Annotated in this window: 21 protein-coding genes and 1 tRNA gene; 4 read left to right on the forward strand and 18 right to left on the reverse strand. The window is 65.2% G+C overall.

The features are described from left to right. Nucleotide 1 precedes the first annotated feature (1 nt). The 5 genes from IVB24_RS33800 to IVB24_RS33820 form a co-directional block, all read right to left on the reverse strand. Nucleotides 2–1159 carry an ABC transporter substrate-binding protein gene (locus IVB24_RS33800; RefSeq protein WP_166476064.1) on the reverse strand — a complete coding sequence of 386 codons (1158 nt, stop codon included), beginning with the start codon at nt 1157–1159 and terminating at the stop codon, nt 2–4. A 72-nt stretch (nt 1160–1231) separates the two neighbouring features. Further along, nucleotides 1232–1810: an alkylhydroperoxidase domain protein gene (locus IVB24_RS33805; RefSeq protein WP_106948434.1), complete on the reverse strand. Its 579-nt coding sequence runs from the start codon at nt 1808–1810 to the stop codon at nt 1232–1234. Next, nucleotides 1807–2427, reverse strand: coding sequence for a CMD domain protein (locus tag IVB24_RS33810; RefSeq protein WP_247770750.1), 621 nt, complete (start codon nt 2425–2427; stop codon nt 1807–1809). Before IVB24_RS33810 ends, IVB24_RS33805 begins: the two co-directional genes overlap by 4 nt. A gap of 35 nt (nt 2428–2462) precedes the next feature. Further along, nucleotides 2463–3497, reverse strand: coding sequence for a putative FMN-dependent luciferase-like monooxygenase (locus IVB24_RS33815; RefSeq protein WP_247770752.1), 1035 nt, complete (start codon nt 3495–3497; stop codon nt 2463–2465). Nucleotides 3498–3640: 143 nt separating this feature from the next. Next, entirely contained in the window at nt 3641–3901 is a 261-nt protein-coding gene (locus IVB24_RS33820; protein ID WP_247770754.1) for a hypothetical protein, read from the reverse strand. 483 nt (nt 3902–4384) lie between these two features. On the opposite strand from IVB24_RS33820, the gene IVB24_RS33825 reads away from it, so the two are divergent. Continuing rightward, on the forward strand, nt 4385–6175 hold the full coding sequence (locus tag IVB24_RS33825) for a peptide ABC transporter substrate-binding protein (protein ID WP_247770756.1): 1791 nt from the start codon (nt 4385–4387) through the stop codon (nt 6173–6175). A gap of 58 nt (nt 6176–6233) precedes the next feature. On the opposite strand, the gene IVB24_RS33830 is transcribed toward IVB24_RS33825, so the two are convergent. From IVB24_RS33830 to mnmA, 13 genes are all read right to left on the reverse strand, one after another. After that, nucleotides 6234–6797 carry a hypothetical protein gene (locus IVB24_RS33830; RefSeq protein WP_247770758.1) on the reverse strand — a complete coding sequence of 188 codons (564 nt, stop codon included), beginning with the start codon at nt 6795–6797 and terminating at the stop codon, nt 6234–6236. Between the two features lie 1548 nt (nt 6798–8345). Beyond that, nucleotides 8346–8621: a hypothetical protein gene (locus tag IVB24_RS33835; RefSeq protein ID WP_247770759.1), complete on the reverse strand. Its 276-nt coding sequence runs from the start codon at nt 8619–8621 to the stop codon at nt 8346–8348. A 129-nt stretch (nt 8622–8750) separates the two neighbouring features. Beyond that, complete coding sequence (locus IVB24_RS40260) at nt 8751–8888, reverse strand: hypothetical protein (RefSeq protein WP_346771347.1); 138 nt, start codon at nt 8886–8888, stop codon at nt 8751–8753. A gap of 357 nt (nt 8889–9245) precedes the next feature. Beyond that, nucleotides 9246–11273 (reverse strand): S8 family serine peptidase, encoded by a 2028-nt coding sequence (locus IVB24_RS33845; RefSeq protein WP_247770760.1) that lies wholly within the window; start codon nt 11271–11273, stop codon nt 9246–9248. A gap of 46 nt (nt 11274–11319) precedes the next feature. Next, a complete protein-coding gene (locus IVB24_RS33850) occupies nt 11320–11550 on the reverse strand; it encodes a hypothetical protein (protein ID WP_094976989.1) in 231 nt (76 codons plus the stop codon). A gap of 60 nt (nt 11551–11610) precedes the next feature. Next, nucleotides 11611–12810, reverse strand: a complete 1200-nt coding sequence (locus IVB24_RS33855; RefSeq protein WP_247770762.1) for a hypothetical protein — start codon at nt 12808–12810, stop codon at nt 11611–11613. Nucleotides 12811–12896: 86 nt separating this feature from the next. Continuing rightward, nucleotides 12897–13721 (reverse strand): BTAD domain-containing putative transcriptional regulator, encoded by an 825-nt coding sequence (locus IVB24_RS33860; RefSeq protein ID WP_247770764.1) that lies wholly within the window; start codon nt 13719–13721, stop codon nt 12897–12899. A gap of 644 nt (nt 13722–14365) precedes the next feature. Further along, nucleotides 14366–14644 (reverse strand): DUF2934 domain-containing protein, encoded by a 279-nt coding sequence (locus IVB24_RS33865; RefSeq protein WP_094976986.1) that lies wholly within the window; start codon nt 14642–14644, stop codon nt 14366–14368. 325 nt (nt 14645–14969) lie between these two features. Beyond that, on the reverse strand, nt 14970–15131 hold the full coding sequence (locus tag IVB24_RS33870) for a DUF2934 domain-containing protein (RefSeq protein ID WP_094977094.1): 162 nt from the start codon (nt 15129–15131) through the stop codon (nt 14970–14972). A 230-nt stretch (nt 15132–15361) separates the two neighbouring features. Continuing rightward, a tRNA-Met gene (locus tag IVB24_RS33875) sits at nt 15362–15438 on the reverse strand. A gap of 191 nt (nt 15439–15629) precedes the next feature. Then, complete coding sequence (locus IVB24_RS33880) at nt 15630–15986, reverse strand: hypothetical protein (RefSeq protein WP_094976985.1); 357 nt, start codon at nt 15984–15986, stop codon at nt 15630–15632. A gap of 44 nt (nt 15987–16030) precedes the next feature. After that, nucleotides 16031–16669, reverse strand: a complete 639-nt coding sequence (locus IVB24_RS33885) for a class I SAM-dependent methyltransferase (protein ID WP_094976984.1) — start codon at nt 16667–16669, stop codon at nt 16031–16033. 20 nt (nt 16670–16689) lie between these two features. After that, complete coding sequence (gene mnmA / locus IVB24_RS33890) at nt 16690–17871, reverse strand: tRNA 2-thiouridine(34) synthase MnmA (RefSeq protein WP_094976983.1); 1182 nt, start codon at nt 17869–17871, stop codon at nt 16690–16692. A gap of 347 nt (nt 17872–18218) precedes the next feature. Here mnmA and IVB24_RS33895 point away from each other — a divergent pair, with 347 nt between their 5' ends. The 3 genes from IVB24_RS33895 (at nt 18219) to IVB24_RS33905 (ending at nt 21225) form a co-directional block, all read left to right on the forward strand. Further along, nucleotides 18219–19853: a flagellar hook-length control protein FliK gene (locus tag IVB24_RS33895; protein ID WP_247770766.1), complete on the forward strand. Its 1635-nt coding sequence runs from the start codon at nt 18219–18221 to the stop codon at nt 19851–19853. Between the two features lie 13 nt (nt 19854–19866). After that, a complete protein-coding gene (locus IVB24_RS33900) occupies nt 19867–20574 on the forward strand; it encodes a flagellar hook capping FlgD N-terminal domain-containing protein (protein ID WP_166476077.1) in 708 nt (235 codons plus the stop codon). Between the two features lie 375 nt (nt 20575–20949). Further along, nucleotides 20950–21225, forward strand: a complete 276-nt coding sequence (locus tag IVB24_RS33905) for a DUF1153 domain-containing protein (RefSeq protein WP_002714638.1) — start codon at nt 20950–20952, stop codon at nt 21223–21225. Nucleotides 21226–21285: the final 60 nt, after the last annotated feature.

Consider the following 21285-nt stretch of genomic DNA (forward strand, 5'->3'; position numbering starts at 1 on the left):
GTCAGGTCGGCTTGCCGTCCCAGAGCGCGAACTGGCCCTTGCGCACGACGAGCTCGGCGTTCATGGCGCCCTTGACGCGGCGGCTCGCGACGTCGAACGTCGCCGAGCCGAAGATGACGCTGGAGACGTCCTTCACTTTCGTGAAGGCATCGCGGATCGCCTTGCGGTCCGTGCCGCCGATCTTGACGACGGCGGCGGCCATGTTCATCGCGTCATAGGAATAAGCGTTGAAGGCGTCCGGCTCCTGTCCGTTATATTTCTTCTTGAAGCCCGCGATGAACTTCTGCACCTCGGGCCGCGTATCCTCGGGGAAGTAGCGCGTGCCGACGTGAACGTCCTCGACCGCCTCGCCGCCGAGCTCGATGAATTTCGGCGAGTAGACCGAGCTCGCAGCGCAGATCACCTGCTTCAGGCCGACTTGCCGCGCCTGACGGGCGATCAGTGCGCCGTCGGAATAATAGGAGATCAGGATCAGCCCGTCCGGATTGGCGTCGCGCACGCGCACCAGCGTCGAGCGGAAGTCGCGCTCCTCCGCGATGTAGCCCTCGGTCACCACGATCTCGGCGCCGTATTCCTTGGCCGCGTTGGTGAAATAATCGCGGCTGGTGCGGCCCCAATCGGTGTTGAGGTGCAGTACCGCGAGCTTCTTGAGGCCGAGGCGCCTGACGGCATAGGCGGCCAGCAGCGGCTGCTCGTCGGCCTGGCTGACCGAGGTGCTCCACATGAAGTCGCCGCCCTTGGTGAAGTCGGGATGCGAATTGGTGAAGCCGAACTGCACGAGGCCACCGCGCTGGTAGATCGGCGAAGCCGCCATCGAGGCCGGGCTGGAGAAGTCGCCGAGCTCCATGACGATGCGGGGATCTGAGACGAACTTCTGGGCGATCGCGACCGACTGGCGCGGATCGCTCTGGCTGTCCTCGAACTGGTAGGCGAGCTTGCGGCCGTTGATGCCGCCGGCCGCCATGATCTCGTCGAGCGCGAGATCGAAGCCCTGCTTCCACTGCGTGCCATATTGTGCGTTAGGCCCCGTCAGGGGACCGCTGACGCCGAGCAGGATCGGCTCGGACGATTGGGCAAGGGCGCCGCGCGAGAAGGCCGCGCCCGCTATCATCGCGGCAAGCGAGCCCTTGACCAGATTACGACGATCGATGTTGCTCATGCACGGCTCCATCCATTCAGGTGTTGAAACGCCAGTTCAGTAAGGCAGCAATTCTCGTGCCGGTGAGATTGCCTATTTCGAGGGCTCGCCGAGCGACAGCATCAGCCGGTTTGCCCAGTTGAAGAACGAGGCGCCGTTGATGACGTCGACGATCTCGGCATCGTCGAGACCGGCGCGGCGCAGTTCCGCGATATTGTCAGGGCCGAACGCGATCGGGGTTGCGGCCAGTGCGACCGAGGCCTTGACCACGGCATTCCAGCGCTCGCCGAGATCGGCCTTGACGCCTTCGTCGAGCAGGCGTTGCACGTCGTCGCGGCGCTTGGAATAGGTGCTGGCGAAGCGCGCATGCACCGAGGCGCAATAGATGCAGCCGTTGTAGCGCGAGGTCGCGGCCGCCGCGAGCTCACGCTCGGCGCGCGGCAGGCCGTCGGCGACGTTGTAGAAGATGTCCTTGTCGGTCTTGGTACGGGCTTCCAGCACTTCGGGATCGCGCACCAGCAGGCGGAAATATTCCGACTTGGCGCGGGAGCGATCGACCAGGCCCGCATAATGCCGCTCGGTCAGTTCCGCCTCGGGGAGCGGATCGATCCAGGAGACCCAGCCGAGCTCGTCCTGTGTAAAAGCGACGGGTGGATTGACGGTGGCGCTCATGATGCAGCCTCCTTTTGTGCGTTCACGGCGGCGAGCGTGCGCAAGCCGCTGACGACACGCACCTGGAACGACAGGAACGCGACGAGCTGCGAGAACGTGACGATGCCGGTAGCCGACCAGCCGGCGTCGAGCAGGGCCTTCATGTCGGCGGCGACCGCATCGCGAGGACGGAACACCAGCAGATGCGCATGTTCGAGCGCAGCTGCGAGCCTCGCACCAAGCGCCGGCTTGCTCGCGGCGCTCACCCGATAGATCAGGCCGGCAGTGTTCTCGACCGACAACGGGCCCGCGGGATACGAACCATAGGGACCCGAGGTCCTGCCGCGCGCGATCTCGGCGTCGATCCCTTCAAGCAGAGCCGCACCGCCCGTACTCGCCGCGAGCTTCTCGCGATAGAAGCTGGCAACCGGGGACTCCCCATGCAGTCCGGTCACGAAGGCGGCCACCGCGGCGCGTTCGAGCAGCGAGACATCGCCGGCGTCGATCGGCTCGAACAGGGAGAGATAGCTCTTCTGCGCGTTCTCACGCGCCTGCAGGCGGCGTGCGCGGACGGCGTCCAGAGCCGAGCCCGGCTCGATACCGGCGAGTGTGTCGATGATATCCTGCGTACTCATCATTCAGCCTCGTGCAACGCGATGCTCTTCATGTCCGATCAGCCCGCCAGCGCCACATCGGGCGCGGTGCGGATCCAGCCCAGCGCCGGCGCCACCTTCTCCGCGACCAGATCGATCGAACGCAGGACATGGGGATGCGGGGCATCGACCGAATGCACCTGGAAGACGAGATCCGTCACCCGCTCCAGCGTGGCATCGGCGCGGAGCGAGGCGATGACGTGGCCGGCATCGCCGACATGGGTGTCGAACGCCTGGATCATCTCCTCGAGCGTCTCGCCCGGCGGAAGGTGACCGCCCTTCATGAACTGCGGCAGCGCGCGGCGCAGGCCGATATCGGCAAGTCGCAACGCCTCGCGATGATCGTCGGCAACGAAGACGCTGCGCGAAGCCATGATGCGGGGTTCGTTCCCCTTGGGCAGCGCTTCCAGATAGGCATCGATCACCGGATTCTGGATCTCGGCCAGCGTCGCCTTCGGCGCCTCCTTGGTCCGCGGCTGGGTGCGCGACAACAGCAGGCCATCGCCGGCCTTGCCCGCACGCGCGCCGCCCGCGACCGAGAACGTGGCCTGCCAGATCCGCTTGTCCAATTGCGGCCGCTGCGGATAGATCGTATCGCCGCCGTCGAGCGGCTTGCCGACCAGGGCGGTGCGGACGACCTCCAGATTGCGCGCAAAGATCTCGTTGCGCTGGGCGCTGTCGAGGCCGAAGGCGGCAAAGGCCGAGGGATTGCCGCCGGTGCCGACGCCGAGCTCGAAGCGGCCGTCGCAGATGAGATCGAGCACGGCTGCATCCTCCGCCACCCGCACCGCGTTCTCCAGCGGCAGCGTGACGATGCCGGTGCCAAGCCTAATGCGCGAGGTCTGGGCTGCGACATAACCGAGAAACGTGAACGGCGACGGCAGGCCGCCTTCGCGCTCGTGGAAATGATGCTGGGCGATCCACGCGGAATCGAGGCCCGCTTTTTCGGCGCGCACGATCTGCTCGGCCGCGAAGCGATAGCGCTCGGCGGGCGGCGCCTCGTCCAAAAGCCGCGTGAAAAATCCCAGGCGTTTCAGATTTGCAAAGCGTTTCATGCGACCCCTGTCGGACTGGGATGACCAGAGACTGCCGATGATGTCGGTTACTGCTGCCCCAGACAAGCGGACAATGCGCAAGGCTCGTACGCAACGTCGTCCGCCGGAGAGCGCTGCTGCGCTGCAGCTGGGCAGATTGCCTATCAGCTCGGCAGCACCGCGCCCTTTAACTTGGCGAGGACGAACTCCTTGACCTCCGGCGAGTGGTAGGCGGCGCGCACGGCGATCAGGTTGACATAGGGGCCCTTGGGGTCGTCGCGCAGGATCGCCGCGATCGGCTTCACCGCCTCGAGGATCTGGGCACGCGGCCCCGGCGTCACGCCGACCTTGATGGTCTCGGCGAAGGCTGCCGCCGACCAGGCGGCGAGCACGGTTGCGAGGATCAGGGAAAGGCGAAACGACATCTTGGTCTCCGTGAGTCTGCGGCAATGATTGGAACCGTATTCGCTCCTCCGCGGGCCGAAATCAATGAAATGGAAATCCATATTGACTGCCGGTGGCGGGTGCGCTTTCTCCTTCCGGCAGCATACGCGAAACGAATTCACGACGCCGGCCACGCACGGGTGATGCCGGCTCTCCGAGGGTTCATGTGTGGCGATGTCGTGGCGGCTGCAATGAATCTCCGGGCGCCGCAACATCACGAAACTTGATGCGCCCGCAGCGACCGGGTTAGCGTTCCGGCGCGACCTTTGAACTTCCCCAAGTTCACCCAAGTTCGCACTGGGTCGCCGCCCGGGTCTCTCGGGCGGCGATCCGGCTCCTGGCCCGCAACAGCTCTCCCCATCGTCATTTCGTCGCATGGCCTTGCGGCCACGCCGGCATTGCCGCCTCCCGCATGATGCCACATGATGCCGGCGACCGATGTCTTCGCGGTGGAGGGTTAGCTGATGGACGAGAACGAGATCCGGGGCCTGGTCGCAGAGGTCAAGCAAGGCACGCTGTCGCGGCGCTCGTTCATGCGGAAGGTGGCCGCGTTCGGAATCGCGGCGCCCCTCGCGAGCCAGATCCTGGTCTGGCACGATGTGGCAATGGCGGATGCCACGCTCGACTACAAGCCGACCAAGGCCGGAGGCGGCGGCCCGCTGAAGATCCTGCTGTGGCAGGCCCCGACCCTGCTCAATCCGCATTTCGCGCTCGGCACCAAGGACCAGATCGCCTCGCGCATCTTCTTCGAGCCGCTCGCCAGCTGGGACAAGGAGGGCAATCTGATCCCCTGTCTCGCCGCCGAGGTGCCCACCAAGCAGAACGGCGGGCTTGCGGCGGACGGCATGAGCGTGGTCTGGAAGCTGAAGCGTGGCGTGAACTGGCACGACGGCAAGCCCTTCACCGCCGACGACGTCGTCTTCACCTGGCAGTACGCCGCGGATCTCGCAACCGCGGCCTTCACCACCGGCTCCTACAAGGACATCAAGGTCGACAAGATCGACGACCATACGGTCAAGGTGATCTTCAAGGCGCCGACGCCGTTCTGGGCCGACCCGTTCGTTGGCGGCCAAGTCGGCCAGATCCTGCCGAAACACCATTTCGGCGACTATGTCGGCGCCAAGTCGCGCGAAGCCCCGGGCAATCTGAAGCCGGTCGGCACCGGCCCGTACAAATTCGTCGAGTTCAAACCGGGCGACATGATCCGGGCCGAACGCAACCCCGATTACCACGTCAAGAACCAGCCGCATTTCGACACGCTCGAGGTCAAGGGCGGAGGCGATGCGGTGTCCGCGGCGCGCGCCGTGCTGCAGACCGGCGAATACGACTTTGCCTGGAACATGCAGGTGGAGGAGGAGGTCCTCAAGCGCATGGAGGCGAGCGGCAAAGGCAAGCTCGACATCACGCCGTCGGGCAACGTCGAGTTCATCATCCTCAACACGACGGACCCGTGGACCGAGATCGACGGCGAGCGCTCCAGCGTCAAGTCCAGGCACCCGACGCTGTCCGATCCCGCCGTGCGCCGGGCGATCAACCTCCTGATCGACCGCGATTCGATCCAGAAATTCATCTACGGCCGCGGCGGCATCGCCACCGCGAGCTTCGTCAACGCGCCGAAGCAGTTCAAGTCGCCCAAGCTGAAATACGCGTTCGACGTCGACAAGGCGAGCAAGATCCTCGACGAGGCCGGCTGGAAGAAGGGCGCGGACGGCATCCGCGAGAAGGACGGCAAGAAGCTCAAATACGTGTTCCAGACCTCGACCAACGCCCCGCGCCAGAAGACGCAGGCCATCATCAAGCAGGCCTGCCAGAAGGCCGGCATCGAGATCGAGATCAAGGCGGTCACCGCCTCGGTGTTCTTCTCCTCCGACGTCGGCAATCCCGACACCTACTCGAAATTCTATGCCGACATGGAGATGTACAACACCACGCAGCCGCAGCCCGATCCGGAGCGCTTGCTGAACCAGTGCGTGTCCTGGGAGATCGCGACCAAGGACAACAAATGGCTCGGCCGCAACAACTCGCGCTATTCCGATCCCGAAGCCGACAAGGCCTACAAGGCCGCGCAGAACGAGCTCGACCCGGTCAAGCGCGCCGCGCTGCTGATGAAGGTCGACGAGATCTTCTGCGAGGCCCACGTGTTCCTGCCGCTGCTCTCGCGCCCCATCGTCAACGCCGGCGTCAACAACCTCGTGGTCGACATGTCGGGCTGGGACACCATCACGTGGAATCTGGCGGCGTGGTATCGGAGCTGAGGGGGACCGAGGGAGCGCGGCGAGCGCCGGCATGACATCGTCACGCCGTTTGCGCGCATCAGCCGCGGGCGTCGAGCAGACTCTTCCGGCCGGACGCGGCGGCCTGCTGCGCGGCGTAGGCAGACGCCGCGCTCGATGCCGGCGAATAATGCCCGAGCGTTTCGGCGAGCTCTTCGGCGGCATCGGTGAGCTGCTTCATGATCGCGGCGCTGTCGGTCGACGTCTTGCCTGGGGAATGCAGGATCTCGAACGAGATCCCGTTGGGAAGATCGACATGGATCTTGTCGAGTCCAACCGCGGCGGGCGTGCCGTCATGGCCGGCCTGATCGACCCTCGGCGCCTGCTGGCCCGACGTCTCCTTGTCCGCAAGCCCGCGCACGAAATCCTCGATGGATTTCAGGGTCTGGCTATCGAAGCCGCCACCGCCGACGTGGAAGATGCCGACTGACATGCCGTTCGGCAGGTCGATCTTGATCACATCGTAGGGCTTGTCGTTCTGCAGCATGGAGGAGAAGGCCGAAACGTCGTTCTGCGAGCCGCCGGCCGATTCGGATGGACCGGCGGAGAATGGCGAACCCGCCGCGCTGCCACCGCCGATGCTGCTCAAGCTGCCGACACTCATATGCGAACTCCACTGCTCATTTGCGAACGCAGCTGCTGCGTGCAACGCGCATGCCAGCTCGCGGATTCATGTTCATCAAGGACTTATCGAGAATTGCAGATAGCAGCTCCGTCACGCCGGCAAATCCGTCCCGGCAGAATCTGCCGATCTGCGACGCGGTGCCGTAGGGTGGGCAAAGGCGCACAGCGCTGTGCCCACGATCTCCTTCCATAAGCAAAAAAGACGTGGGCACGCTTTCGCTTTTGCCCCCCTACGAGATCGAGCTTGTGGCACGCAGCTCGGCTTGCAGACACGGCTTCTCGTTCTCGCGGCGCGTTGCGCCCGAGCTTTGCTTCATCTCGCTACCCTCTGATCCAAGAGGGCACAGGGAAGGCCGGGTGCCGGCTGGCACCCGCGGTCTGCTGCGCGAAATGCACGCGCAAAAAAGACCGCACAGCAGCATACAGGTGTCGCCGATCACTCGGCCTTCCCTGCGCAGTGGCTGGACGGCTTATGCCGTGATCTCCCGGGAGCCGACCATTCCTTTTGGCCTCCCTCGCCGTTCAAATTGACGATGCCGTCCACCCGGTTGGGCTCGCGCACATCTTCGAACAGCTTGACCGTGGCAACGACGGTCAGGACCACACGGTTTTGCCGTACGCACGGCCCGCCATGTCGCCGCAGTATTCCCGGGCCCTGTCGACAGAGCCGGAAACTTACAGACGAGACGAAGCCTGACAGCGCCGTCGTCCGCACGCGGTTACGGGCTCACAGGGACTACCCGCCCTGCCCGCACCTCTCATGCCGACGCTGCCGCGTCCACCGCAAGCCCGGCTCGCGAACATGACGACGACAAGTCGCCCCTCTTGGGTGAGCCGGGATGGACGACACATACGCCGAAACCGAATTTCGGTAAAGTGGAATATTTTTGCGCGCGTGGATTGACAGAGGGCGACACAGCAAGATGCCGTAGGTACCGTAGGGCAAAGGCGCGCTCTTGCGCGACGTGCCCACGAATTCTTGCCAGTCACACGCATATCGTGGGCACGCTTCGCTTTGCCCACCCTACGAGAGCTTGCTACACGCCCTCCGCGCCCACCTCGCATGGCGAGATGACCGCGGCCGAGCAGCGTGCCGGAATATCTGCGTCGCGCGCGACCTCGAAGCTCGTAAGATGGGTAGAGCGAAAGCGATCCCATCAAGATGTTGCGACACCGAGGCATGATGGTTTTTCGCAAGTGCTCTGCCCATCCTGCTGCACCGAGCGCTCGCGCGGCACCTTCCCAAGCCTCCGCCATCATCTTTTGCACTGTGTGCTCCAGGTCACAGCAGAATCACGTGCCTCCGCCTACACATACCGTGCATGGCCGCAAACAAGGTAACGGCGGTACGCACGAGGCTGCGGAAGCGATCAACAGCTTAGGGACTTTTCGAGGCCGCCAGGGTGAAGAACCCGGCGGCTTTTTTCTCGATTGCCACTGAGATCGTAGAATGGGTAGAGCGAAGCGAAATCCATCCTGACATTTTCGACGCCGAGGCATGATGGGTTTCGGAAGGGCTCTACCCATCCTACTTCCCGCTCCCCTTCCCCGACGTCGTATCGTTCGTCATGGGCTGCCCGGTGCGGTCATGGCCCGGGCTCACTCCGCCGGCGGCGTTGTTGCCGTAGCTGTTGCCCTGGTTGGTATGGATGGTGCCGCTGGCATTGGTGCCGGCGGTGCCCTGCACGCTCGATGAATTGGTCGAGGTCTGGCCTGCTGCGGAGCCGCCTGAATTGCTTTGCGCGAGGGCGAATGGCAGGCTGCCGAACATCAGGCTCAGAAAAATCGCGATGTACTTCATCATCTATTTGGGCTCCTTCTTCCGGAACGGATCGGCGGATTCGTCGTAGCCGCGCCGGCTGCTGTAAAACATCAAGGCCATCAGGCTGCAGCTGATGACGAGCGAGAACAACGAGCCGAGACCAAGCGCGATTCAGCCGTTCTCGTCCATGGCGACGTCGTCCACGCCGTTGGTCGCATTCCAGGCCCAATGGATGCCGAACGCCGCCAGGGCGAGCATGAAGAGCAGCGCGGCGATGAGAAGCACCTGACCGGGATTGAAGCTTCGCATGGTTGGCTCCCTTCGGCGGGCAACGGCAGCGGGCTGCGACGGTTCCTGAGGTTTGCGGAATGGGGCGGGGCTATCGCATATAAGGAATCGGTAGGGGGCACACAGCACCCACATCGTCATGGCCGGGCTTGTCCCGGCCATCCACGTCTTGCCATAGCGCACGGAGAACGTGGATGCCCGGGACAAGCCCGGGCATGACGACCTCTGCGAGCGGAGGCATGATGGGTTTCGCGAGGGCTCAACCCATCCTGCGATTGTCGCAGCGATCGCCACGGCGCGTCAAACGATCGGGGCACAGCGACGACTGCCGCTGTGCCCCTTTTCGCAAGTCGCCAAGGCGCGCGTTCAAGGCGCGCGTTACAGCAATCCGACCTTGTGCATGATCTGCCGGATTTGGGCCGGATCGGGATCCATCATGGTGGGAACGAATGCCGCGCTCGCCGTTTGTGCGGGACCGCGGGCGACGTAGCTCGAACCGCTTTGCGTGGGATCGACGGACTGCAGCGTCATCGCGCCTGCCGTTTGTGCCGGACCGCGCGCCACTGAACCGGCACCGGCGTGCATTGGAGCGGTGGACTGCGGCGCCGGGGCGCTCGCCGGAACCATGCTCGGTGCTTCGGCCGGCGGCAATCCGAGCAGACGACGCAACGTCGCCAGCGCAGGATCGGTCGCGGACGCAGCCGCGGCAACCGGGGCGACGCCGGTTTCGAGGCCGAGCGCCCGCATCGCGTTCGGCAGTCCCGCGCCGGTCCGGTTGGGGTCACCGAATTGCAGCGGCGTCGCGGTTTCCTTCAGGATTTGGAACAGCCGCTCGACACGGCGTGCATCGCGATTCTGGAAGTTGCCCTTGGTGAAGTCCGGATGATGCGCCAGCACGAGCGCGGCGAGGCCCGTGACATGCGGCGTCGCCATCGAGGTGCCGTCCCATGCACCGAAACCATCGGCGGGAAGCGACGAGACGATGCCGACGCCGGGTGCGCAGACGTCGACCTCCGGTCCGAAGCAGGAGAACTTCGCCGGGAAATACCCGTCGCGGCTCTGGAAGCCGTCGAGCGCCTGCTGCGAATGATAGCTGTCGTCGGGGAACTCGCCCCATTTGCCGAGCGCAGCGACCGCGAGGCAATGCGGCGTCGAGGCGGGAAACTGCACCGGCCCCGAGGAATTGCCGGCCGCGATGATGCAGGCCATGCCCATCTGCTTGGCGCGGATGATGCGTTCCTCGATGATCTGCGAGGGGTCGCCGCCACCCAGGCTCATATTGGCGACGTCGATGCCGTGCTCCATGCAGTAATCGAGCGCGGAGACGAGATCGCTGAACCTGCCGCCGGGGAAGATGCGACAGACATGGATTTCCGCCGACGGCGCGAAGCCGCGGATTCCGCCACCGGGGCCGACCGGACCGCCGGCGATGATCCCGGCGCAATGCGAGCCATGGCCGATCGTGTCGACGGTCCACGCCGCCTTGTCGTTGCCGACGATGCTGGTGCCCACCGTGATGCCGTGCAAATTGCGATGGGTCGGCGCCAGGCCGGAATCGATGATCGCGATCTTGATGCCGGCGCCATTGAAGGACGGCGGCACGCGATCGAGCCCCATCGCGCGCTCACCCCAACCCGTCAATTGCTGGCCGGGGAAGTTGCGCAAGACCGCGCCGAGCGCCCTCACGGCGATCCGGTTGACGCTGTTGGGAACGAGCTGCGGACGATCGAGCCAGAAGGTCCAGTAGTCGATCTTGGGTTTGACGAGGATCGAGCGGATCGTCTCCGGCGTTTCGCCCTGCAGGGTCACCGTGGCACGGCCGCTGGCGTCGGTGATGCCCTGAGCCGGCCACATGCTGCCGAACACATAGACCTCGGCTTCGGGCAGCGGGCCGTCCTGGCCCAGCACTTCGATCGTCGTGGTGAAGCCGTCGGCCAGCGGCGTCAGCACGCCCGGATTGGGAAGCTGCGGCGTGGAGGGGTCGAGCATGTAGGCCAGCCGCTCGTCACGCTCCACCGCGCAACGCCCCTGGGCCTGGGTCTGCAGCAGCTTGGCCTTGTCGGGAGTCATCTTGGCGAGAACCAGCGGACTGAGCGGCACCTGTCCGAGCTCCGCGCTCTGAAATCCGAACAGGCGCGGCGGAGAGACCGTTTTCACCACTTCGATGTCGGGGCTGTTGGTGAGCTGCTGGGTCAGGAAGTCGACGCTGAAGGTCGCAAGCCCGGGCTGCTGCTGCGGCGCGATCATGAATTGCGATCGGCGCGATGCGATCGTGACGGGCCCCTGCCCTGGTGCCGGCGACTGGCCGGCCTCGAGTGCGGGATGCGCGCCGTTGCCGTTTGCCGCCGGTTCGGTCGCATTGCTCTCAGCCGGCCCGGACGTTCCTGGTTTGCCTCTCGTGGCCATTGCAGCCTCCTTGATGTTTTGCGTGTCCAATGTTTGCCGACCGAAATCAGTCGGCATCGAATGGCTTCAGCGCTGAATCCGGTTCGACCACGAGCGTGGCAAACGTCGATTTCAGGCGATCGGCCTGTGTCTTCGTCATCGAAAGGACGACGACGTCGGGAGCGACCTGCGCTATTCGCGTCACGCCGGGTTCACGCCGCAGGTGTTCGTTGAGCTGACCGGACCGGACCGGGTCTCCCTGCACGATGAATTGCTGCGATGTGTTCGAATCCGCCATCGGGTTTCCCTTCATTCTGTGTGCAGGGGCGGGCTTGCGCCCGCCCGCTGCGTGTCGGGTCTAGTGCATCGTGCCACCGGGCTGGCCGGCGTTGAAGACGCCGAGCTGGCGGCCGATATCGAGGCCGGTCTGGGCGCCCTGGCCGAGCTTCTTCAGCACGCTCCAGAAGCTCTGCAGCTCCATGTCGGTCGGCGGCGCGCTTGCTGCCGGCTGCAGGCCGGGCTGGCCTGCGCTGAACACGCCGAGCTGGCGGCCGATATCGAGGCCGGTCTGGGCGCCCTGGCCGATCTTCTTCAGCACGCTCCAGAAGCTCTGCAGCTCCATGTCGGTCGGCGGTGCGGCCGCGGCCGGCTGCAGGCCGGGCTGGCCGGCGCTGAACACGCCGAGCTGGTGGCCGATATCGAGGCCGGTCTGGGCACCCCGACCGATCTTCTTCAGCACGCTCCAGAAGCTCTGCAGCTCCATGTCGGTCGGCGGCGCGGCCGCGGCCGGCTGCAGGCCCGGCTGGTCGGCGCTGAACACGCCGAGCTGGTGACCGATGTTCACACCGGTCTGCACGCCCTGGCCGATCTTCTTCAGCACGCTCCAGAAGCTCTGCAGCTCCATGTCGGTCGGCGGCGCGGCCGCGGCCGGCTGCAGGCCCGGCTGGTCGGCACTGAACACGCCGAGCTGGTGACCGATGTTCACGCCGGTCTGCACGCCCTGGCCGATCTTCTTCAGCACGCTCCAGAAGCTCTGCAGCTCCATGTCGGTCGGCGGCGCGGCAGCGGCCGGCTGCAGGCCGGGCTGGCCGGCGCTGAACACGCCGAGCTGATGACCGATGTTCACGCCGGTCTGCACGCCCTGCCCGATCTTCTTCAGCACGCTCCAGAAGCTCTGCAGCTCCATGTCGGTCGGCGGCGCGGCTGCGGCCGGCTGCATGCCGGGCTGGCCGGCGCTGAACACGCCGAGCTGGTGACCGATGTTCACACCTGTCTGCACGCCCTGGCCGATCTTCTTCAGCACGCTCCAGAAGCTCTGCAGCTCCATGTCGGAGACCTGCACGGAGCCTTGCGCCGAACCTTGCGCCATGTCCGGACCGGCGGAAAACGGCAGGAAACCTCCGCCGATGTTTCCGACGATACCGCCGATGTTCTTTCCCCTCTTGCCGCCGAGCAGACCACCGATAACGCGTCCGGCCGCACCGCCGAGGATGGAGCCGAAAATCCCCTGCGGGTCCAGTTGGCCGTAATCCTCGTACTGCTGCTGTGTTCCAGTCATGATCAAAATCTCCTGATGAAGTGCCTGACCCGCGAGCGACAATTGCTTCCCGAAGGAGTCGGGATCACTGGTGCGAGCGGCTGAAGCTACGACAGGGATCGTGATGCAGGCGTCACGTCGAGCGTGAAAGTTGCGTCAAAGTTTTTGGCGCGGGGCAATTTGAGCGAGACAGATCTCGGCGACGCGCAGAACATGCGGCGAAGCTCGCACTGCAGTCGTTCGGTTTCCTGCTCCGGCACTGCGCGAACGTCCCGCCACAGCACGGAGCGGCAAAGATCATACTGACGCAACGCGTCGGCACGGCGGCCTTGCTGCGCATAACAGCGCATCAAGATGCGATGGACATTCTCCTGAAGCGGGTCGATGGCGAGAATACGCAGCGCGAGCGCGATCGCGACATCCATGTGTTCGCGCTTGTCGGCGTCCAGCAGGCCTGCGAGCGCCTGCATCGCCAGTGTTCTCAGTCGCTGGCGCTCGGCAGAGAGCCAGGCCTCGAACTGGCAGGAGGTCGAGCCGATGCCGTCGAGAAGGTCGCCTCGATAAAGCATCGCCGCACGGGCCAGCCGTTCGGGATCGCCTTCCCGGAGCAGGCGCTCGAATTCCCCGACATCGGTACAGATGGCGGCCGGGCAGATCCGGATGTCGTCGCGATCGGCCGTGATCACGTCGGGACATTGCGGCAGCACGCGCCGCAATGTGAGCAGAGCTTGTCGAAGGCTGGCGCGCGCGCGATCGCTGAAGTGGCCGTCCCATAGCAGCGTCGCGAGCTTGCCGCGTGAAATGGCCCGTGGGGAACTGAGCGCGACATAGCCCAGCAGAGTTGCAGCTTTGCGGCTGGGGATCGGCACCGACTCACCGGAAGCAGAAACTACCTCGACACCGCCGAAGAGATTGATTTGGAGCAGCGACATTGTCCTTGTCCTTCGGTCATTGTCCTCTGTCCCTCACTTCATGCACTCGCGAACATTCTTATTCTGACCATGATCGCCAACGATGCGGACAGCACCCACCGCCCACACGTCATCGACCGGGTCGAAATGTTCGCGGCCACCATACAACCTGAATTAGACAAAGCAACGGAAGTCGATTGGCATCGCGTCAGCAAATTGTGAGGCCGCTAATTTTCGATGTGTGAGATAGCCCATAGGCAGATTGCGAATTGCAGGCGCGGTAATCGCTTGCATTTGATGCGTTATCGACTGCAACGACGGAACGACTGCGCGGGGTGCATGACATCTCGCGCTGAACACTGTGCAAATGTCGTTGCGTCGCTGCGAAGGTTGCGTGCGGTGTTCGACGCACGCAAGCATGCGGTGCATTTGCCGTGCTCGGCTTGAACGGCGGAGCCGGCACCGCGCATAAGGACGTGCGTCAGAAAGCCGCTGCGCCTGCGTCAGTCACGGTCACCGATTTCGTCTGGATGCACAGGCGATGGCGAGGAGGCAGGCGTTCCCTCATTCCAGAGCACAGTTTCGAACTTCAACGCCGCAAGCAGCGCCGCGCACCGACCGATGCTTCGCATCGACGAGGGCGCTGCGACCGGGGGCGCGCCGTACTATGAGCCACTCGTGCCCTTCCGCTCCTCGCGCTCGGCCTCGACCTGCCGTTCCGCTTCGAGCCAGAACTCAAGCTCGCGATGGCTTGGCCGGCCCGCACGCTCCCAGAGTTCGTAGGCACGCGTGCGCACCTGGCCACGCCGCATCAGGCGACCGAGCTTTCGCTTCATCTCCTCGGCAAAACTTCGGAAGCGCTGGCCGGTGGTTTCGTCCCTGACGAGCGCGGCCGCTCGCGTGGCGAGTTCGATCTGGTGCTCAATCTTCTTCTGCTCGTCCACCGCCGACCCTGCCGTGGGAAAGGATTGTTTTCAGCGCCTTTGCTGTTCTGAGATCGAATTCCTTCGGGGAGGGTCCGTTCCCTCGGCAATTGCGACGGGGGAGAGTGAGGCGAAGCCGGTCGGGTTCAGGCGGGACAACGCAGCTCAGCGCCACGTCGTGTCGGCTTCGACGATCACCGCGCGCGTTTCCGGATCTTCGGTCGTGTTGCAGGTGCAGGGCATGCCCTCACCGCAGCGGCAGCCGCCGAGTTGTTCGCCCCAGCCCGGAGCGGATGGTTTTCGCAGACCCATCCCAGACCCTGGCAGAACGGGCAATTCTCGTCGGTCACAACGTATCGGGCGTCCGCAGCGTGTTCGACTTGTCCTCGTTGCGCAGCTCCTGCTCGGCGGCATTCCAAAACTCATCGTCACGGCCTTCGGGCCTGCCGGCCTGCTCCCACAAGCGGTGCGCGCGTTCTCTGATGTCTTGCTCGGTCGGCTCGGACAATTTTTCGTCTCCTCTGATGAAGCACGGCCCCACCCTGGGGGGCATGGGGGCTTTGGAGGCGGGGCCGTGCAGGCCAGCGATCGGCGGCGATGCTGGCCCGCCGAGTCAAGCTTCGATCGGGCGCGGGAGTTCCAATGCGCGCGCGCAGAGACGCGGCGCGCCAACGCGGCTCGGGGCCAAGCCTTAGTCCGAGCTTTGTGCGACAGATATCGGGAGTGGTTGGAAATTGTTGGTAGCGGGAGAGGGACTCGAACCCCCGACCCCAGGATTATGATTCCCGTGCTCTAACCAGCTGAGCTACCCCGCCACAGGGATCGCGAACGGCGGCTAACGCCGATCTCGCGAACGCGCGGCATATAAAGAAGGGGGCGGCGGGAAGTCAATCCGCCTTCGCGCGAGCTTCGGCGCGACAAGCCGCTTTGGGGGTGGATAAACAGCCCGTTTCGGCGCGGATTCCGGCCTCTCCCCGCGTGCGGGGAGAGGCAGAGAGAATCGTGCCTATTTCGGCCTCACATTGGGGTCGCCGCCGGGGCTACCGGGAGGCGGGATCACCGGGGTGGTGCCGCCAGACTCGGGTGCCGGGGCGTGCATCTCGGGATCGACGCCGGCGGGCGGGCAGAGCACGCCGTCGGATTTTGCCAGCCTGTCGCCGAGCGGTTCCCGGGACTGGCCGGTGGTGGTGCCGTCGGGGCCGCGGTTCGGGCGGTCCTGCGGGGCGCAATTGGTTGCATGTTGCGGGGACGGCGGCGCGGTCGCTTGCGGCGGCGTCGCGGGGGCGGGTGGAGCCTGCGCGATCGCGCTGCCTGAGGCGGCGATCAGGAGGCTGACCAGAATGATGTTCGATGTGGTGCGCATGGGAGGGAAACGCGCCGATCACGGCGCGTGTTCCCGCGACACGATCACGATTTGTGGTAGCGGATCAGCGAAAAGTGCCCCATCGGCGGCATCGGCCTCCGCTCGGCCAGCGTGATGCCGCCGTGCCTGGCCGCCCAATTCACCAAGCGGGCCCAGGGGAATTCCGGGCGCCAGCCGAGGCGGCGGGCGATGGGGGCGAAGGCGAGCTCGAACAGCTTGCGCGGACCGCTCTCGGCGCCGATGTGGTTGACCAGGATCAGCTCGCCGCCGGGCTTGAGCACGCGCACGAACTCGTCGAGCGTGCCTTCGGGATCGGGCACCGCGGTGATGACATATTGCGCCACCACCGCGTCGAAGAAGTTCTCGGGGAAGGCGAGATTCTTTGCGTCCATCACCGAGAGCACTTCGACATTCGAGAGCCGCAGCGCACGCACGCGCGCCTGCGCCTTGCGCAGCATCGGCTCGGAGATGTCGACACCGCAGATCTTCGTGGTGCGCGAATAGTCGGACAGCGAAAGCCCGGTACCGACGCCGACGTCGAGGATGCGGCCGCCGATGCGGTCGGCTTCCGCGATGGTCGACTGCCGTCCGGCGTCGAACACCTTGCCGAACACGAGATCATAGACCGGCGCCCAGCGGCCATAGGCCTTCGCGACCCCGGCCCGCGAGATGTCTGCTGCCATGCCCCCTGCCCTAAATTTTTTTAGCCGCGGACCGCTTCCACCAGCGGCCTCGCGCTATTGCTCGCGATCTTCGCCGCGGCGCTTTGAATAAAGCCGCCGCCGAGCACGCGCGCCTGCCCGCTGGGCGCGTCGTAGAACACGCAGGCTTGTCCCGGCGAGACGCCCTCCTCGCCGCCGACGAGCTCGACCTCGTAATGGCCGCCTGCGCCGCGCAGCCAGGCGGGCTGCGGCGCGCGCGTCGAGCGCACGCGCACGAACAATTCGAGGCCGGCGCCGACGGCGCGGTCGATGTCGCCGCCGCCGATCCAGTTGACGTCGCGAAGCGCGATGCGGTGCATCTTCAGGGCATCGCGCGGGCCGACGACGACGCGGCGGTTGGCTGCCTCCAGCCGCACCACGAACAGCGGCGCGTGAGCCGCGATGCCGAGGCCGCGGCGCTGGCCGACGGTGAAATTGGCGATGCCGTTGTGGCGGCCGAGCACGCGCCCGTCGAGATCGACGATGTCGCCGGGGTCCATCGCATTGGGACGCAGGCGCGTGATGATGTCGGTGTAGCGCCCCGTCGGCACGAAGCAGATGTCCTGGCTGTCGTGCTTGTCGGCAACCGACAGGCCGAAGCGGCGCGCCAGCTCGCGCGTCTCGGGCTTGGTCATGTCGCCGAGCGGGAAGCGCAGGAAGTCGAGCTGTGACTGCGTGGTCGCAAACAGGAAATAGCTCTGGTCGCGGTCGGCATCGGCCGCGCAGACCAGCGCGCGCGAGCCGTCGTCGCGGCGGCGCGAGGCGACGTAATGGCCGGTGGCGAGCGCCTGCGCGCCGAGTTCGCGCGCGGTCTTCAGGAGGTCGCGGAACTTGACGCTGCGGTTGCACTCGATGCACGGCACCGGCGTCTCGCCGAGCGCGTAGCTGTCGGCGAAATTGTCGATGACGGATTCGCGGAAGCGATCCTCGTAGTCGAGCACGTAATGGGGAATGCCGAGTTTTGCCGCGACGTCGCGGGCGTCGTGGATGTCCTGGCCGGCGCAGCAGGCACCCTTGCGGTGGGTCGCCGCGCCATGGTCGTAGAGCTGCAGCGTGATGCCGACGACGTCGTAGCCTTCCGCCTTCAGAAGCGCAGCCGTCGTCGAGGAATCGACCCCGCCCGACATGGCGACGACGACCCTGGTGTCCTCAGGACGGCCTTCGAGATCCAGACTGTTGAGCATGGGCCTTTGAGGGTTGTGACGGCGGCGTGCGGCGATCCGCGATTTCATGCTTCTCGCGGGACGTCGTCGATCCCCGGGAACTTTGGTTCCCGCAAGGCACGACTGCCCGGTCGAAAGCGGCTGAGAGTAACCTCTTTAATATAGGCGGCACTCCGGTGAAGCAATCACGCACGCCGCCAGCTTAGGGCAATTCTTGCCGGGGAGGCAGAAATGACGGGGTCGCGGCTGCCCCCGCGGCGGCAGGGTCAAATGATCAACATATTGATTTTATTATATAAATGGACATGTCGCGGCGCTGGCCCGCTCCTTGCTCCCTTGGATGCGAAGTTGTTTCCAAGGGGTCGCCTGTGGTCAGTCGTACGTCAGATGTCGTGGCCAGCGTGCCAGTTCCGAGCGCGCAGCAAAAGCCTGCGCGGTCGCAGAGCGCCAGAGAGGCGTCCGCGAACGACTCCTTCGGCTCGCTGGTCGACAGCAACACCCAGGCGATCGACAGCAATGCGGCCTCGCAGGCCCAGGATAGCGCGCCGCGGCGGAGCGATCCGTCCTCCGCTGACAAGGGCCCGCGCGACACCTCGCCCACCGATCAATCCTCGCAGAGCAGGGCGAGCGACGACACATCGGCGTCCGCCAGGGACGACAAGACGAACGACAGGACGAACGACACGACCACCGATCCGGCCAAGGACGCCGGCAAGGCCAAGGAAAAGGACAAGGACAAGAATAAGGCCGAGGCGTCAGACGCCAAATCGGCTGATACCTCCGGTAAAACCAAGGACGACAAGACCGAGGCCACCGACACGCTCACCGCCGCCATCGATGCCGCAGCAACCGCGCCGGCCGACGCGGCGCAGGCCGCCGTGCCTGATCCGAATGCCATCGCGATTGCCGCGCCGGTCGTCCCTGCCGATCCGAACGCGGCTGCCGACCAGGCCGCCACCGCCTCGCCGCTGACGATCGCCGCCGCCGGCATCGCCGCCAGCGCCTCGACCGCGGCGCAGATCGCGGGCACCAAGACCGACACCGCCACGCCGGCCGACAAGAGCGCCAAGACCGCCGGCGCCAAGGTCGATGCCGACACCTCCGCGACGCTGGCCGATGCCGCGACCGCGACAACCGACGCAGCCGCGACCGACGCCAAGCCGAATGGCGGCCTGATCCCCGTCAACCAGGGCACGCCGAAGACCTCGTTCCAGGCCGCCGTCGCCAGCGCGCAAGGACAGTCCGACGTTTCCGATATCGGCCAGGACGCCGGCCAGGCGAACGCGGCCCCGACACAAGCGCCGGGCGCTGCGACCGCCAACACCGCCGCGCATCCGCAAGCCGCGAAGCCGCAGGCGGATGGCGCAGGGACCGAGGCCAAGGCCTCGGACCGCACCGCCGATGCAACCCAGGGCGCGCCGACCACGCATCCTCATGCGGGCGCGCAAGGCGCGGTCGCCTCGACCGACACCAGCGCGCAGGCCGCCTCCGCCGTGCAGGCGCCATTCACCAATACGACCTCGACTGCGTCCGCTTCGACCGCGACGCTGACCGCAACCGCAGCCGGTGCGACGACGGTGCCGATCAACGGCGTGCCGGTGGAGATCGCGGCGGCGATCCGCTCCGGCAAGTCCCGCTTCGACATCAGCCTCGACCCGGCCGAGCTCGGCCGCATCGACGTCCGCATCAATGTCGACCGCAACGGCAACGTCACCTCGCATCTCACGGTGGAGAAGCCGGAGACGCTGCAACTACTGCGCCAGGACGCGCCGCAATTGCAGCGCGCGCTCGACGATGCCGGCCTCAAGTCCGGCAGCAACGGGCTGTCCTTCAGCCTGCGCGACCAGAATTCATCGGGCCAGAACTCCGGCCAGAACAACGACAATGGCGGCAATGCACGCCGGCTGATCATCAGCGAGGACGACACCACTGCTGCCGCACCCGTCGGGCGCGGCTATGGCCGCATGTTCGGGCCGAGCGGTGGCGTCGACATCAGAGTGTGAGGGAGTATTCGACATGACCACCACGACTGGCGCTACCGCTCCTACCGTCGTCTCCGGGACCACCGACCTCCCGAAATCCTCCTCGTCGGACTCGCTGGGCTCGACCACGGGATCGACGCTCGCCGGCAACTTCCAGACCTTCCTGACGCTGCTGACCACGCAGCTGCAGAACCAGAACCCGCTGGATCCGCTCGACACCAACCAGTTCACCCAGCAGTTGGTGCAGTTCGCCGGCGTCGAGCAGCAGCTCAAGACCAACGATTCGCTGTCCCAGCTCGTCACCCTGCAGCAGACCACGCAGGCGACCCAGGCGCTGGGCTTCGTCGGCAAGACCGCTCTGGTCGACGGCACCACCGCGACCATGACGAACTCGTCCGCGACCTGGCATCTCAACGTGCCGACCGACTCCACCGTCGACATCACCGTCGCCAATTCCACCGGCCAGACCGTGTTCACCGGCAAATACACCGCCGGCGCCGGCACCGACGTCCCCTTCACCTGGGGCGGCATGGGCAATGACGGCACGCAATGGCCCGACGGCAAGTACACCATCACGGCTACCGGCAAGGACATCGCCAACAACAATGTCGGCATCGCAGCCCAAGTGCAGGGCGTGGTGTCCTCGGTCGACCTGACCCAATCGCCGCCGCTGCTCACCATCGACGGCGCCAGCTACACGCTGAGCCAGGTGAAGAGCATCATCGCCACCAGCAGCAATTGAGGCCCGCGCAAAAGCCACACCTAAGATGTCATCCCGGCGAAAGCCGGGATCCATAACCACCAAAGGCAATTTGGCTAAGACATTCTCGGTAGTGCTACCCGCGTCACATCGATAGATCACGCGGTATCGGTTCCGGCCTTCGCCGGGACGACTACAAAGGCCTTGCAGCACCACCGCGCAGGCCCCGTTCGTTAGTAAAGTATTTACGAAGACCCCGCCCGACCCGCTGAAATTGCGTTTTCAGCGCCTCGGGCCGGTCGCGTTCCCGCAAGTTTCAACGAGAATTGTATTGAAGCCTTAGGCTTAGCGGATTTTTAAGCCGCGATGCGTAGGGTTGTGAAGTGAGTTCAGTGGTTGAGAGTTTGTGAGTACGCCATGACAGAACCCCATCGCCCGAGGGTAAAATACGTCATCGGGCCGGACGGCAGTCCGTTGACGATCGCGGATCTGCCTGCACCCGGCACCAAACGCTGGGTCATCCGCCGCAAGGCCGAAGTCGTCGCCGCCGTCCGTGGCGGACTTCTCTCGCTTGAGGAGGCCTGCAGCCGTTATACCCTGACGGTCGACGAATTCCTTTCCTGGCAGTTTTCCATCGACCAGCATGGTCTGGCGGGTCTTCGCACCACCCGCATCCAGCAATATCGCCAGTAGGCGATCCGGAAATCTGCGGCTTTTGACGAAAATCGGCCCCGCCCCGCGAGGCCGATTTTT

This window comes from Bradyrhizobium sp. 192 (assembly GCF_023100965.1).
GTDB lineage: Bacteria > Pseudomonadota > Alphaproteobacteria > Rhizobiales > Xanthobacteraceae > Bradyrhizobium > Bradyrhizobium symbiodeficiens.

Excerpts from the sequence above, each read along its gene's own strand:
- mnmA (WP_094976983.1), bottom strand. The coding sequence starts at position 17,871 with ATGCTCAACAGTCTGGATCTCGAAGGCCGTCCTGAGGACACCAGGGTC.
- IVB24_RS33900 (WP_166476077.1), top strand. The coding sequence starts at position 19,867 with ATGACCACCACGACTGGCGCTACCGCTCCTACCGTCGTCTCCGGGACC.
- IVB24_RS40260 (WP_346771347.1), bottom strand. The coding sequence starts at position 8,888 with ATGCGAAGCTTCAATCCCGGTCAGGTGCTTCTCATCGCCGCGCTGCTC.
- IVB24_RS33880 (WP_094976985.1), bottom strand. The coding sequence starts at position 15,986 with ATGCGCACCACATCGAACATCATTCTGGTCAGCCTCCTGATCGCCGCC.
- IVB24_RS33825 (WP_247770756.1), top strand. The coding sequence starts at position 4,385 with ATGGACGAGAACGAGATCCGGGGCCTGGTCGCAGAGGTCAAGCAAGGC.
- IVB24_RS33830 (WP_247770758.1), bottom strand. The coding sequence starts at position 6,797 with ATGAGTGTCGGCAGCTTGAGCAGCATCGGCGGTGGCAGCGCGGCGGGT.
- IVB24_RS33885 (WP_094976984.1), bottom strand. The coding sequence starts at position 16,669 with ATGGCAGCAGACATCTCGCGGGCCGGGGTCGCGAAGGCCTATGGCCGC.
- IVB24_RS33905 (WP_002714638.1), top strand. The coding sequence starts at position 20,950 with ATGACAGAACCCCATCGCCCGAGGGTAAAATACGTCATCGGGCCGGAC.
- IVB24_RS33820 (WP_247770754.1), bottom strand. The coding sequence starts at position 3,901 with ATGTCGTTTCGCCTTTCCCTGATCCTCGCAACCGTGCTCGCCGCCTGG.
- IVB24_RS33810 (WP_247770750.1), bottom strand. The coding sequence starts at position 2,427 with ATGATGAGTACGCAGGATATCATCGACACACTCGCCGGTATCGAGCCG.
- IVB24_RS33800 (WP_166476064.1), bottom strand. The coding sequence starts at position 1,159 with ATGAGCAACATCGATCGTCGTAATCTGGTCAAGGGCTCGCTTGCCGCG.
- IVB24_RS33860 (WP_247770764.1), bottom strand. The coding sequence starts at position 13,721 with ATGTCGCTGCTCCAAATCAATCTCTTCGGCGGTGTCGAGGTAGTTTCT.
- IVB24_RS33805 (WP_106948434.1), bottom strand. The coding sequence starts at position 1,810 with ATGAGCGCCACCGTCAATCCACCCGTCGCTTTTACACAGGACGAGCTC.
- IVB24_RS33850 (WP_094976989.1), bottom strand. The coding sequence starts at position 11,550 with ATGGCGGATTCGAACACATCGCAGCAATTCATCGTGCAGGGAGACCCG.
- IVB24_RS33815 (WP_247770752.1), bottom strand. The coding sequence starts at position 3,497 with ATGAAACGCTTTGCAAATCTGAAACGCCTGGGATTTTTCACGCGGCTT.
- IVB24_RS33845 (WP_247770760.1), bottom strand. The coding sequence starts at position 11,273 with ATGGCCACGAGAGGCAAACCAGGAACGTCCGGGCCGGCTGAGAGCAAT.
- IVB24_RS33835 (WP_247770759.1), bottom strand. The coding sequence starts at position 8,621 with ATGATGAAGTACATCGCGATTTTTCTGAGCCTGATGTTCGGCAGCCTG.
- IVB24_RS33855 (WP_247770762.1), bottom strand. The coding sequence starts at position 12,810 with ATGACTGGAACACAGCAGCAGTACGAGGATTACGGCCAACTGGACCCG.